General features: G+C 33.3%; 11 protein-coding genes. 7 read left to right on the top strand and 4 right to left on the bottom strand.

From position 1 onward, the window contains the following. Window positions 1-556: 556 nt before the first annotated feature. From AC4BHA_RS11510 to AC4BHA_RS11490, 5 genes are all read left to right on the top strand, one after another. Complete coding sequence (locus AC4BHA_RS11510; protein ID WP_490558663.1) at window positions 557-1108, top strand: tyrosine-type recombinase/integrase; 552 nt, start codon at window positions 557-559, stop codon at window positions 1106-1108. A 22-nt stretch (window positions 1109-1130) separates the two neighbouring features. Continuing rightward, window positions 1131-2213 carry a DNA cytosine methyltransferase gene (locus AC4BHA_RS11505; protein ID WP_490558662.1) on the top strand — a complete coding sequence of 361 codons (1083 nt, stop codon included), beginning with the start codon at window positions 1131-1133 and terminating at the stop codon, window positions 2211-2213. Next, entirely contained in the window at window positions 2206-3309 is a 1104-nt protein-coding gene (locus AC4BHA_RS11500; RefSeq protein ID WP_490558661.1) for a DNA cytosine methyltransferase, read from the top strand. The genes AC4BHA_RS11505 and AC4BHA_RS11500 overlap by 8 nt, the downstream gene beginning before the upstream one ends. A 109-nt stretch (window positions 3310-3418) precedes the next feature. Continuing rightward, window positions 3419-5359 carry an AAA family ATPase gene (locus AC4BHA_RS11495; protein ID WP_490558660.1) on the top strand — a complete coding sequence of 647 codons (1941 nt, stop codon included), beginning with the start codon at window positions 3419-3421 and terminating at the stop codon, window positions 5357-5359. After that, window positions 5349-6632, top strand: a complete 1284-nt coding sequence (locus AC4BHA_RS11490; RefSeq protein ID WP_490558659.1) for a 5-methylcytosine restriction system specificity protein McrC — start codon at window positions 5349-5351, stop codon at window positions 6630-6632. Before AC4BHA_RS11495 ends, AC4BHA_RS11490 begins: the two co-directional genes overlap by 11 nt. 672 nt (window positions 6633-7304) lie before the next feature. Here AC4BHA_RS11490 and AC4BHA_RS11485 read toward each other — a convergent pair. From AC4BHA_RS11485 to AC4BHA_RS11470, 4 genes are read right to left on the bottom strand one after another with little or no spacing between them, the layout of a single operon-like run. Continuing rightward, window positions 7305-8066, bottom strand: a complete 762-nt coding sequence (locus AC4BHA_RS11485) for an STAS domain-containing protein (RefSeq protein WP_490558658.1) — start codon at window positions 8064-8066, stop codon at window positions 7305-7307. After that, window positions 8053-8703 (bottom strand): cobalamin B12-binding domain-containing protein, encoded by a 651-nt coding sequence (locus tag AC4BHA_RS11480; RefSeq protein ID WP_490558657.1) that lies wholly within the window; start codon window positions 8701-8703, stop codon window positions 8053-8055. The genes AC4BHA_RS11485 and AC4BHA_RS11480 overlap by 14 nt, the downstream gene beginning before the upstream one ends. Window positions 8704-8707: 4 nt before the next feature. Further along, window positions 8708-9076, bottom strand: a complete 369-nt coding sequence (locus tag AC4BHA_RS11475; protein WP_490558656.1) for a hypothetical protein — start codon at window positions 9074-9076, stop codon at window positions 8708-8710. After that, window positions 9076-9381, bottom strand: coding sequence for an antibiotic biosynthesis monooxygenase family protein (locus AC4BHA_RS11470; RefSeq protein ID WP_490558736.1), 306 nt, complete (start codon window positions 9379-9381; stop codon window positions 9076-9078). The genes AC4BHA_RS11475 and AC4BHA_RS11470 overlap by 1 nt, the downstream gene beginning before the upstream one ends. Window positions 9382-10413: 1032 nt before the next feature. Between AC4BHA_RS11470 and AC4BHA_RS11465 the strand changes: the two genes are divergently transcribed. Beyond that, entirely contained in the window at window positions 10414-11169 is a 756-nt protein-coding gene (locus AC4BHA_RS11465; RefSeq protein WP_490558655.1) for an aminoglycoside adenylyltransferase domain-containing protein, read from the top strand. Between the two features lie 548 nt (window positions 11170-11717). Continuing rightward, window positions 11718-14716: Cna B-type domain-containing protein (locus AC4BHA_RS11460; protein ID WP_490558654.1), on the top strand; the 2999-nt coding region annotated here is incomplete at its 3' end.

Below are 14716 nucleotides of genomic sequence, written 5' to 3'. Positions count from 1 at the left end.
AAGGAAGTAAAGAAAGAAGTGGATCGAGTTATCCAGGAATATAATCATCATCATTCCCAAAGGGGCCTAAATAAAATGACCCTGGTAGAACGCCGGATCAATTATTAGCCTCATAGGCGCCTTTTTAAACTGTCCTTAAATGGGAGGATAGTTCAAATATTATATTGGTTGCTTTTTATTTTCTGTTTTATAGATTCCAAATAAATTGTCTATCTTTTAGATTTGTTGAAGTAGTTAAGAAATTCTATCAATTCATTTTCTTATTTTTGGATGAATCTTAGTTTGCCAACAATTAGAGTCATCTTACAATTTATTGCGGAAATGTGACATATCAGGAAGCTGAAAAGCGTCAAAATGGATTTCAAAGGTAATTAAAGGAAAACCTTCAAAAAGGAATATTTTACAAGAATGAAGGAATTGAATTTCTGGCAATATCTTAAGTTAAGTAGATTCACTAGAAGCAAACATATATTCTTGCAATTAAAATATAGATAGCATATAATGAATACAGCATATTGATACGAATTCAATGTTTTGCTGTATTGGGGGGTTAAGTTTGAATGAAGTAGAACCAATTAGAAAAGAAGAAGATATTGAGAACATAAAAAAAGTATTGATGGAGCATAATTACAGAGATTACTTCTTTTTTATACTTGGGATAAATACTGGCCTAAAGCTATCATATCTATTAAATCTTAAATTTAAAGACTTTACAGTCCAAGGTGAGACCTTGATTTTAAATGTAAGTAAATATAAAATTCCATTAAATATAATTGTAACAGAATGTTTCTATACATATAAACAGTTAAAATGTGAAAAAGATGATATAGAAAATCATTATGTTTTTGCTAGTAGAAAAGGTGATGAACCAATTGATAGGTCGCATGCATACAGGATATTAAATGACGCAGCACAAGAAATAGGTTTAAAAACGAAAGTAGGAACACATACTCTAAGAAAAACTTATGGTTATCACTTTTATAAAAAATATGGAGATATAAAATACTTGCAAAAATTATTTAATCATAATTCATGTAAACAAACTAAAAAGTATATAGGAATCTCAGATGAAGAAATAAATATAAAAATAGTAGAACTCAATTTGTAACTTGTGAAAGGTGAGCATTGAAATGGTAGCTAGAGTGATAGATTTGTTTTGTGGTTGCGGAGGTATAAGTGAAGGATTTAGATTATCTGGCTTTGAAATAGTTGGGGGACTCGATTTAAACAAAGATGCGGTAGAGACCTTTAATAGGAATTTCAAAAATGCCCAAGCATTTTGTGAAAATATAGAAAAAATTAGTAATGATGATATTCCTTTTATGTTTGATTTATTAGGTGATATAGACGTTATTGTTGGAGGACCTCCATGTCAGGGCTTTTCCTCTGCTAATAGATGGCAGAAAGACACAGATGATCCTCGTAATAAATTATTCTTTGAATACATTAGATTTGTGGAAGTCCTTAACCCTAAAGTGGTTCTTATTGAAAATGTCAGGGGCATATTGACTAGAGATAATGGTTATGCAAAGAAAAAAATATATGAGATATTAGAAAATGCTGGGTATAACGTGGATAGTATCGTTTTGGATGCTTCCGAATACGGAGTTCCGCAAAAACGATTAAGAGCATTCTTTTTAGCAACTAGAAAGGATATTCCTCAGATTACTTTTGACAAACTCGTAAAGAAACCCTTGGTATTAGTAAAAGATGCTATAGGAGAATTGTATGACATAGAACAATATGCAGAAAAAAAGAGTTCGACCTATTATCTTACTTCCAAACCTAATACTCCTTATAGGAAATATCTTAGAAATGTAGAGAATAAAATTGACAATCATGAAATAGTGTACCCTGCTGATATTCAACAACAAAGGATCTCTTATGTACCACAAGGTGGAAATTGGAGAGATATCCCTGTTGAGTTATTTCCTAACCAAAGAGAAAATAGACATTCATCGGCATACAAACGATTAAATGAAGAAGATGTCTCAGTAACTATTGATACTGGTAATGCTCATAGTAATTATTTTCATACAATATTTCACCGAATTCCTACAGTAAGAGAAGCTGCAAGATTACAATCATTTAATGATAATTTTGTCTTTTTGGGGTCAAGAACAAGCCAGTATAGGCAAGTTGGAAATGCTGTTCCTCCATTATTAGCTAGAAGTATTGCTGACATAATCAAGGAGGGGATTGGAAATGGATAAACCGAAAATAATTGATTTGTTTAGCGGTGTGGGAGGATTCAGTTTAGGATTTGAAATGGCAGGGTTTGAATCAGTCCTTGCTATTGATTTTTGGAAAGATGCTATAGAAACATATAATTATAATCGAGAAAAAGCAATTGCTAAACATATGGATATAACAAAACTTACTAATGATAATCTGAAGAAGTTAAAAAGTGAACATAATATTGAAGGCATTATAGGAGGGCCTCCGTGTCAAGGCTTCAGTACTGTGGGAACGAGAGATATTAATGATGAAAGGAACCATCTTTACTTAGAATATTTTAGGGTAGTAAAAGAAATTAGGCCCAAATTTTTTGTTATTGAGAATGTAAAGGGACTAATGACCTTAAATAAAGGGATGTTTAAAGAAGATATCATGGAAAGGTTCGGATCATTAGGTTACAAAGTATATGAACCACAAGTACTTAATGCAGCAGATTTTGGGGTACCACAAAATAGATATCGAGTATTCTTTGTTGGTATATTAGATGAAGGAGAATTTGTATATCCTTTAAAAAATCCTGCTAAAGTATCAACATTTGAAGCTTTATCAGATTTACCTTTGCTAGATAGTAAGCAAGAATATGAAGAAATTTATGATTATGAGAGTGAGCCCCAAAATAGCTATCAAAAATTAATGCGGAAAAATTCTTCTAAGGTATTTAATCATAATCATACTAATCATACTTCCCAAACTATAAACATTATATCAATGGTACCAGATGGTGGTTCGATAAAAGATTTACCGCCTGAATACTGGCAAGTCAGAAAGTACAATAAAGCTTTTCAGCGTATGAATAGTCAGCTTCCATCTCATACCATTGACACTGGACATAGAAACTATTTCCACTACCATGAAAATAGAGTTCCCTCTATTAGGGAGTGTGCTAGAATACAATCGTTTCCTGATGATTTTGTATTTGTCGGTACTAAATCAAGTCAATATAAGCAAGTTGGAAATGCTGTACCACCGCTTCTTGCTTATGAGATAGCAAAAATGTTGATTTCAAGAGACAAAAATCAAAGTGTTAAAGTTATGGGGAAAGATGTAAAGCAGTTACAGTTGAATATTTAGGATATTTAGGACTGTTGTACTATACAACAGTCCTTTGCATTGCTTTTAGAAAAATACTTAGCTACTATTATTTATAAGGATTAATTTGTAATGTTAGGGGTGTTTTTTTATGAAGAAAAAACAACTGATTTATTATGGACCGCCAGGAACAGGAAAAACATTTAAGTTAAGAGAAAAATCCCTTAGCTATCTTGTTGGAGAGAGTCAGGAAGATGCTCAATTTGAAGAAGATATAGAAGAATTTGATGTAGGGTTGTATAAGAGTAAATTCGAAAGTTTTTATAACACAAATCATATTTTTTTAGAAAATCAAAAGTATAAGCCTGGGAAAAAAACATATAGGAATTTAAGTTCACTAAATAAACTAATGAAACTTTTTATTGTTGAAGGTACAAATACTCTAAATAAAGATTACGTGGTAAATCAACGTGGATGGGGTGGATCTTCATCATACGTTCAACACGAAAGGGCATATACTAACTTTGACTTGACGGAAGAGGATTGGAAAGAACATTCACGAGAAAATATAACCCTAAATACTAGAGGACAAATTTTAAAAGAACAATATATTAATTTTCTTTCTGACAATGGGATTGACTTGACCGATTTAGACATTGATTCTGATAAAGATGGATTCCCAGTTCGAGAATTACCTCTTTTTGTAAGAGAAACGTTATATGAAGTATTAACTAATACAAATGTGAGTAGTATGACTCTGTGGAAAAACACTATTTTATGTGCATTGTGGCTAATTCTTGAACAGGGGTATATATTTACATTGAAAAATAATAAAATTCCTACATATGATGAGAAGGTACTACTCCAGAAATGTTTTAACTATACACATGATGATATGTCGTTTTTAGATTGGGTTGTCACTTATTTATTGGATTTAAAATTAATAACGTTATCAGAAGATATAGACCCAAGGTGTAAAAAATATTACTTAAATAGTCATGGTGAAAAATTGATTTCCAATTTATCGATTTTAGATGATTTTGACATAAGTGAACAAAATGATACTTTATCTTCACAAGAGAAAATTTATATAATAAAACAGGCAACTAAAGAAAAAAGGGAAAGAAATAAATCAGTTTTTTACGAATATAAAAATAATGGGTACATTGAAATGGTAACATTTCATCCATCATATGAGTACGAAGACTTCATAGAAGGTATTTCGGTAAAGACAGAAAACAACGAACTTAGGTATTATTATAAAACAGGTATATTTAAAGAATTTTGTAAGTTTGCATTGCAGAATGTTATTAAAAATAACATTCTTGAGAATGAAAATGGTGAAACAGAATTGTTGAAAACTTTTTCGTCACCAGATATCGATTGGAAGACTTGTTTTAATTATTACAAGGACAACAGGAACAGTATCAACTGGGATTTTGCAGAAAATTATGTTTTTATAATTGATGAATTTAACAGAGGTGATATTGCTAAAATATTTGGGGAATGTATCACTCTGATTGAAAGCGATAAGAGGCTAGGAGGAAATAATGAAATTAGTGTAAAGTTACCATATACACATGATGAATTTGGTATTCCCAAAAATATTATTTTTCTTTGTACCATGAATACTTCTGATAAAAGTATAGGCTCTCTAGATATTGCTTTAAGAAGAAGATTTGATTTTATCCCTTCTAATCCAAATTTAGATTTAATTGTAGAAAATTATGAATATAGACCTAATAATCATGATATGAGTGACAATTTGTTATATAAATCTGCGATTGCAATACAAACTATCAATCAAAAGATTGTCAAAATCCCGTTTATTGGTCCAGATAAACTTATTGGACATTCTTTCCTAATGATCGATGATGTCTTTACCGATGAAGACATAATAAATGCCTGGAAGTATGATATTTTTCCAATGATTGAGGAATATTTTTTAGGTGAATTTGAAACATTAATTGATACTTTTAATATTAATATGGATGATAACATTTATATTAGTATAGATAGTGGGTTTGAAAAAGAAAACAAAGATATTATTTTAGATTTTATTAACTATATGGTGAGTTTAAATGAAGAATAAAGGTATAAAAGATAAAAATCTTAACGAAAATAGTTCATTTATCATCAAGCTTAACTCACCTGAGGAAAAATATTTAAATAAAAATTTTGGAGGAGAATTTTTTACAACAAAGGTATACGAAAATAACAAAATTTTTTCTCTTAAAAATTCAGTTGGTATAATAAAGGTAGGTAATATAACTTACAGATTCTACTCAAAAGTTAGTCACTTAGTCAAAGTCTTTTTAATACTTGAAAAGATTCATCAGACAGAATATAGATTTAAAAAAAACAAAATTATATGGTCATTTGATCCGAAAGTTCTTGTTACTGTTGAAAATGGTTCAAGCTTTATAAATCAACTTATAGACATTTATATATCAGAACTCTGGAAAATAAAGAGAATAGGTTTTTCAAAAGAGTATAATTCAAAAAGCGAGAACTTAAATTATCTAAGGGGAAGAATACAAATAAGTAACCAGGTTAGAAGAAATTTAATTCCAAAGAGTTTCTATGTTAAATTTAACGAGCTGAACCATACAACAACAGAAAACTTAATAATCTACGAAACAATAAATAAAATTTTACTTCTACCTACTGGCAATAAACAAAAAAATACGTTGATTTATTTTAAAAATGAATTTAACCAATTACTAAATATAAAAGTTAATTTAAATTTATCGGGTATAAAATATAGACAAAACAGACTAAATAAGCATTATGAAACAATTATGTATTTGTCAGAAATATTTTTGAAAGGGAACTTTTTTTCAACATTGGAAAAAGGCGAGAACATCCTTTGTAACTTTCTAATAAAGATGGATGAATTGTTTGAAAAGTACATTTTTTTATTAATTAAAGAGATAATAGAAGAGCAATATCCGCAATATTGCGTTGAAGAACAAGTTGGTATAAATTATGTTAATAAATATGATGAAGTACGGGGGAGAGATAAGGGATATCTGAAAATGTTACCGGATATTATTATATATGACATGCATAATAAGCCAAAAGTAGTAATAGATACTAAATATATAGATATAACTGCAGAAAATAAATTAAATAATAATGCTTATTACCAGATGTTATCTTATATGTTCTCGTTGCATTTACAGAGTGATTCATCTATTACAGGAGTATTGTTATCTCATGGAACGCCAGGAAACACTTATCGTATCAAATATTCAGAAGACGAGCATATGTACATTTACACTGAATCGATTGATTTACTAGCTTCAGAAGAAAAAATAAAAGATAGTTTAATCTTAATTTTAGATAAAGTACTACTTGGATAATTAGATAAGCTTTTTTTGAGTTTAGAGATACTGTAAAATCAAAACAACGAATAATAAACTAACTTTTTTGATGACTTTTGTCGCTTTTTCTATTATGAATATTGAATCGAAAATTTAGCTAAAGCAGTTGAAACTGTTTTGGCTATTTTTATAAGCTAAATGAAAAAAGGAATCGATGATAAATAAAGAATTAATATAGAAGTCGGATGCTATTCGTCGTAAACCGCATACATATCCAAAGCTTACTTTTCAGGAGTTCGAAACAACAAAATGTATTCGAAAGTGGATGATTGATACTGGTGTAAATACTAGTTTATAATCCTTGAAAAATACCTAAATAATCCTAGTTTAAATGGTTATTTATTTTAGAACATATAAAAGACTAAAAAGTGTTGTTCTCTCTCGAGGAACTCTTTTTCCGACAGAATAAATTTAAATCCATAGTTCTTATAGACGAATTTCTATTAAGGTGAGCACATATAATAGTCTTCTTAGATAGGGAGCAATCCATTTCAATGTATATTATCTGTTTGGATGAAGTAGGAAGGGAGTTGTTGATCCATCATACTGAAAGGATAACTATTCTGACCTATCAGTATGATTACAACTTGATGAATAGTAATTTTTTAGAGATTGGCATGAAAGACTGATTATAATAAACGCTGTTAATCATCATGCATATTCATTCTGTAAGATATATTGCAGGGATGATTTGAATTCAACTATACTTTCAAGTTCATAGGTAGAGAGAACCTTTGCCGGTCTTGGTTGAATGCCGATTAGTTGAATCTTGCTTCCTGCCATAAATCGAAGCGTACGGATGAGGTCGATTAATTTTTTGATACCATCATCTTCTACCTCACCAACAGCCGTTAAATCTATCAGGATATTTTGATACTCTCCATTAAAGACTGAGTGGAGGACATGTTCGGATATCAAATTGATTTTTTCAGATGTTATGTCCCCGAATAAAGGGATATAGCACATTTTATCGGACAGAGGGATAAAGGGCCCGGATAGTTTGTTTAATCGCATGAGCACGTCTTCGAGTTTTTCCTTTTGCTCGAGCAATTCAAAATCTGTGTGTGCCAGTCTTTCTTGCAATTCTATAATTTTATCAAGATATAATTGATTGTTCTTTTCCTTGGAGACAAAAAGAATATGCATTCTTCCGTTTGAATCATCTGATAAATATAGATCAAATAAGGCCAACGAGGACTCCTTCGTATGAACATTCACTTCTAATTGTTGCGTACTTTCATTCGATAAGCTTGCTTTGACAAGCTTGTTCATACTTTCATCATCAATAATCCCTGAAATATCTGAGGTGTCTAAATTAAATAGATTAGATGACAGGGAATTGTATTGCAGAATTTTTCCATTATAGTCTACTATTATATAGGGAAGTGGTAGTGGTGTGTCAATACATTGCATTTTTAGTCTCTCCTATAGAATAATCTTTTAGCCACGTCTCTATATCCGATAAATCCGTTACGATGATGGGATCTCCGCTTGAGTACGTTTTTAAATCATATTTATTGCCCAATCTGCTGCCAATAAGGATTTTCGGAGGCAGAGGTAATTCCTTGAAGCTGTCTGTATATGATTTCAACTTTGGTAAATGGGTGACAATGGTCAAGGAAAGTCCGATGACATCAGGTTTCCATTCAGTGGCAGTATGTAGCGCATATTCAAGAGGAAGATTCGGTCCGAAATATTTGGTTTCCCAGCCATTTTCCTTGAATAATTGTGCTGCCATTTTTAAGCCAATATAATGTTGCTCTCCTTCTATACAAAGAAACATTGCTTTTTTAGTATAAGGTGTTGGGTTCAGATTATGCTCAAACGCCAATCTGGATAAAACAAAATCGCAGGTGGCTGTCGCTATATGTTCATCGGCTACTGTAATCTCATTATTTTCCCATAAGTCCCCAATTCGCTGCATGGCAGGTGTTAGGAGTTGATCATAGATATCTAAAGTTGAAAGATGTTTAAGAGATTTAATATAATCCCAGGCTTTATTGTAATTGCCAGAAAGTAAGATGCTAGTGAAATCGATAATCGATTGCATATAGTTATGCCTCCTCTTTGGCTTTTTCGCACTCAAGGATGTCTATGGCATCTGTTAAAAATGATAGGTACATTTTCTTTTTTATATCTGGCATATCAGAAATTTGCTCCAACTCTTCTTTTATGATCACGAAATTATCCAACAGTGTTTGTGTCTTCATTCCGTATTTTTGCAGAATCCCATTTAACCAGAATGTATAATCCGTAAATACTTTTGCATTATCTAATTCAAAGGCCGTTTGTAGATGATCAAGATGGTGTTTATTATCTGCCTGGCATTTGTCTTTTCCTTTATCACCATAGCGTTCCTGTAAGGATGGGTCGAGTGCATAGATTCGTTTTGTCACTTGTTCAATGAATAGAGTTGTATTCATTACTTGCAGACTACCTTATATTTTGTCACTGTAGGTATAACACCGGCTAATTCTTGATCAGGATACTTTTTTTCTAATTCGTGAATCTCTTTGAATTGGCTGCTCCTCACCCAGTTAAGATAATCCTCTTTCTCTTCAAATATCAATTGAACGATCAATTCATCAGGATGTTTCTCATTCTGTAAGAGGAAAAAATCAATGAATCCGGGAGCCTGATCGACTTTCCGGGAACGGTTTCTATAAATCTTTATAACTTCCTCGCTTTTTTCTCCTGGTACCTTAAATGTAGAAAATACGCTAAAGATAGTAACACTCCCTTTTAATTCAAAGATTTTCACTACATTCTTTTAAAATTATATAAAATAGAGTCCTTTTCATAAATACAAAATATTAAGAAAAAAGAGTCCATATTATGATGAACTCTTGATAGAATTTGTTAATTTGTTGATTTGTTGATTTACCTTATTAATCTGTTACAGATGGTTTGATTTGTTTCATATTCACCTTATCAAAAGTTGAACCTTCCTGTCCATTGACAGGGGGAGGGTTGAAAAGGAACAAAAAAGAAAAAGCTCGTAATATAAGCGAGTGTAGACGGGATTCTTTATGTGGATGGGCGTAAATGGTCGCAAGAATGGCATCATCCGACCATTGAGTTGAAAGATGAAGCCTTGCCGGAGTGGCATACTATTTTTCGAGTTTAGCTATGAGAGCATTAGAGCAACTGAATGAAGCTGAATGCTAGATGATGAATCGAGCATGACCCTGTTTCGTTACTAGCAGGGTCGTGTTTTTTATTATTTTCAGATTGAAAAAGAGTTTTCCAATAAAGACATGGCAATATTAATAAAATCATTTGCATCTCCTAAGCTAATTCGATCGTCCATTTTTTATAAATATAATGTCTTCTATATCTTATGTTAAAATCCAGTCTAGCATTTTATTATTATCCGAAATATTCCACCTTTAGAAGTATAAGTTTACTCCGACAAACTATTTAGTAAAATCAAACAGTATTTAAGTTAATGCCATTTTTATTTACTAGAATGATACCTGAATGAACGTAACACCACCTCTTCCTACCGATTTTTCAATTTAAATCATAAATAGTTTGGCACTTTTGTGTCCGTAATAGACTATTTGTGTTTTTTGGTAGCCATATTATCCAATCTTTAATGGATATTTATTTGTTTTTATACTATTGTGTAAGTATGGAAGGAAAAATTTTCATGTGAATGCGGTCTAACTCGCTTTTTGATCACAGATAATGTGATAGTATGAGCAAAATTCCGTAAACAAATAGAGTAAGAGTAAATAATTCATTGAGGGGTGTAAGTATGATTTATTCATGGGAAACAAGCACAACCGAAATAAAAGATTATGTCTATAAGGTTTTAGAGCAAATAAAAGAAAGTCTTCAAGATAATTTTAAAGGGGTCTATGTTCATGGTTCATTAGCTATGGATGGATTTAATCCGCAGTCCAGTGACATCGATCTTATCGTAGTGACTGAAAATCCACTAACCTTTGAGGCTAAAAAGGAGTTAGTTAATTATTTTCTATCCAATTCCGGAAAACCATTTCCGATTGAAGTCAGTTTTTTAAACAAAGATCAACTAAAGAATTGGCAGCATCCTTGTCCGTATGATTTCCATTACAGTGAATATTGGAGAGAAAAGTATGAAGAGGATGCAGACTACTATCTTAATAAAGCAGACTTAAAAGATCCAGATTTAGCTGCCCATATCACGATTCTTCATAGACGTGGGATTTGCCTTGAGGGTCCTCCAATTGAAGAAGTTTTCCCGCTAGTTCCCCAAAGTGATTATCTATCATCCGTAATGGAAGATTATCGGGAGTGTCTTGTTAACTTAGAGAAGGATCCAAAGTATTGTGTGTTAAATATGGTTAGGGTGTATTGGTATGTAAAAGCAGGAATCATTACTTCTAAACAAGAAGCGGGTGAGTGGGCAATAAATACACTGCCTAAAATGGTAGCTGAAACGGTACAAAAGGTTATGGATGGCAACAGGCCGGAGGAAAAGGAACTGCAGGAATTTAGAGAGTACATTGATACTAAGTTGACTCAGTAAGTCAATTAATGCTGCTATATAAAAAATCTATCAGTATAGAAAGTATAACCGTGTATTTTAAATGATGGTATAAAAGGAAAGATAGCTCTTTTTGAAAAGCCTTTAATTTAGGCTTTTTTTATTTGTCTGCATGTATAATGGAGTCCGCAATGAATCAAAATTTGCAATCTATCTACAAGAGATTGAAATGCCAAGTTTATTTTTCACTAATTTGTAAACATTTCATCCATCCTTAAAAAAAACATAACCTCCTAACTACCCCTTCAGATACCATGATTTCCGCATGTTTCACAAGCTTAATCCCATATCTCTAATTGTATATTAATATAACTATTGTAAATAATTACATTAGTTTAAATTGTGTAAAAATTGATAATATAATGATGTAAATAGTTTATTAGAATAGTTATTATTTTCACTATTATTCTAGTAAATAATATAAATGAAGGGAGATGTTCTGCGAAATTATTTCAATAGGGCTTTAAAAGCTGCTCCAAAAACTTCATAAGGGTGTGTGAATCATGAGATCGACTCGGAGTAGGTACTACATGAAAAAACGTACGAGAAAAAGAGCATTCTCAATTCTGACATTGCTTTTTCTTCTTGTTCAAACGATTTTAACTCCGGTAACTCAGTATGTTAATGCTGACAGTACAACTGTTGAAATCAGTTTCGACAATCCATCTGCTCAAGTAGGAGATATACTAACAGCGACACTTACTGACAGTGGAGAAGATTCTGGTACATTAACATTCTCTGTACCAACTGGTTTGAGTATTAAGGAATTTACTGAAGGTCAAGACAATATTGAAATCAGTAATAAAGATGCTCAATCCTTAAGTTTTACTTGGAAAGAAGAAAGTAATCAAGTTGTGAAAGTGCAGGTATCAGCAGATGCAGCTGGTGACTACATGCCACAACTAACTTCTCAGAACGGAGGTACTCAATCTGTTGCGATTCAGGTCACATCACCAGAACCAGAAGTGACAACTGATGAAACAACAGAAGGTACAACTGAGGAAGAAGGAGTAACAGCGGAAGAGAGTACCCCAGATTCAACTGAGGGTGAAGAATCAACAACTGAAGATGAAGGGGTGGAGGAAGATTCTACTGATAATGAATCAGTAACTCCTCCGGAAGAGAATGACGAGGAATATCCTGTTACTTTATTACAAGAGAACGACGAAAAAGAATCAGAGGATGTAAAAGATAGTAAAGCATCCACTAGTAAAGAAAAAGCTGTGAATGAAGTAGAGCCAGCAGCGGATTTTCCTTTTAACCGTGGAGAATCTACGGCATCTGATGCCAAGCTAAATACTACTGGTGATTTAAACCTACCAATTACAATTCGCGACTTTCCTGCGGATGGTGTTTTATTTGAATCAAAACTTCCTAGTTATCCTGATAATGGGGTAGTGACGGGATTTGTGAAAGGGGATATTGGTTCCGGGAAGAAGCCGGAATACACTGATAAAATAGTTTCATATACAAAAAAGTTAATGTATAGTGAAAACACTGATGCAGAAATAATGACAAAACTCAAAGAATTATTTACTGTTTCAGATCCAAATAGGGTACGTAATAAATCTTTACCGCTAAAATTAAATAGTGATGGGAAGACATATTCGTATAACAGTGACGCATTCTACCCAATTGATAATGATGCACTGGGGAATGAAGGAAGGAACCATAACTACCACTTTACCTTGGAGATGCATACATCTTTTACGTATTTAGGTGGAGAGGTATTTGAATTTAACGGTGATGATGATGTGTGGGTATTTATCAATGGTAAGCTAGCTATGGATTTAGGTGGTATTCATAATCAAGAAAAAGGAAGCATTACCTTAAATGCGGAAACGGCTCAAAAACTTGGGTTGGAGTTAGGTGGAACATATGATTTTGACTTTTTCTATATGGAACGCCACACTACTGAATCTCACTTGAAAATTACAACTTCCATAGCCTTTCCAAACATTCAAACCTCGAAATCTGTAAGTCAATCAGAAGCTAAATTAGGTGATACGCTTGATTATACGGTTACTGCCAAAAATATTGGTAAAGCAGATGCACCTGAAGTAGTGATAACTGACGTTTTAGATGAGGGGCTTGAATTTGTTGAAGGTTCTGTTCTTATCAATGAAAATGAACCCACAGAAGAACAAACAGTGACATTTATTGGGAGAACATTGACGGTAAATATTGGTCAGCTTAATAGTGATTCAGAAGTTACTGTTTCCTTTAAAGCTAAAGTAAAAGATAATATAACAACTCCTGGTAATAAATATGTTATTTATAACAAAGCCGATGTAAAAGATGTACAAAATAATAAAACATCTACTACTAATACAGTAAAAACGGATGTGGACATAACAACAGTTAACGGTACCAAAACATGGAATGATAGCAACAACCAAGATGGTAAGCGTCCAGGATCCATCACGGTGAATCTGTTGGCGAATGGCGAGAAAGTTGATAGCGCAACGGTTACAGAGGAAAGTAACTGGACATACAGCTTCGAGAATCTTCCGAAATATGAGGCTGGCGAAGAAATCGTCTATACCGTGAGTGAGGAAGCCGTTGCGGGTTATACATCATCCGTTGATGGCTATAACATCACGAACACTTATACACCTGAGGTAACAGAAGTCTCCGGTACCAAAACATGGGAAGATGCGGAAAACCAAGACGGAGTACGCCCTGATTCCATCACTGTAAACCTATTGGCTGACGGCAAGAAAGTTGATAGCGCAACAGTTACTGAGGAAGATAACTGGTCATATCGTTTCACTGAACTTCCGAAATATGCAGCTGGCATGGAAATTGTCTACACCGTGAGTGAGGAAGCTGTTACGGGTTATACACCAACCTATGATGGCTATAACATCACCAATACCCATACACCTGAGGTAACAGAAGTCTCCGGTACCAAAACATGGGAAGATGCGGAGAACCAAGACGGAGTACGCCCTGATTCCATCACCGTAAACCTATTGGCTGATGGTGAGAAAGTTGATAGCGCAACGGTTACAGAGGAAAGTAACTGGACATACAGCTTCGAGAATCTTCCGAAATATGAGGCTGGCGAAGAAATCGTCTATACCGTGAGTGAGGAAGCCGTTGCGGGTTATACATCATCCGTTGATGGCTATAACATCACGAACACTTATACACCTGAGGTAACAGAAGTCTCCGGTACCAAAACATGGGAAGATGCGGAAGATCAAGATGGTAAGCGTCCTGAAAGCATCACCGTGAACCTATTGGCTGACGGCGAGAAAGTTGATAGCGCAACGGTAACTGAGGAAGATAACTGGGCATACAGCTTCACGGGTCTACCGAAGTATGCGGCAGGTGAAGAAATCGTCTATACCGTGAGTGAGGAAGCCGTTGAAGGTTATACACCAACCTATGATGGCTATAACATCATCAATACCCATACACCTGAGGTAACAGAAGTCTCCGGTACCAAAACATGGGAAGATGCGGAAGATCAAGATGGTAAGCGTCCTGAAAGCATCACCGTGAACCTATTGGCTGACGGCGA

The organism is Pradoshia sp. Z3_51, assembly GCF_058215915.1.
The sequence above is the reverse complement of the archived record's forward strand: the minus strand, read 5'-3'. Positions and strand labels throughout refer to the sequence as shown.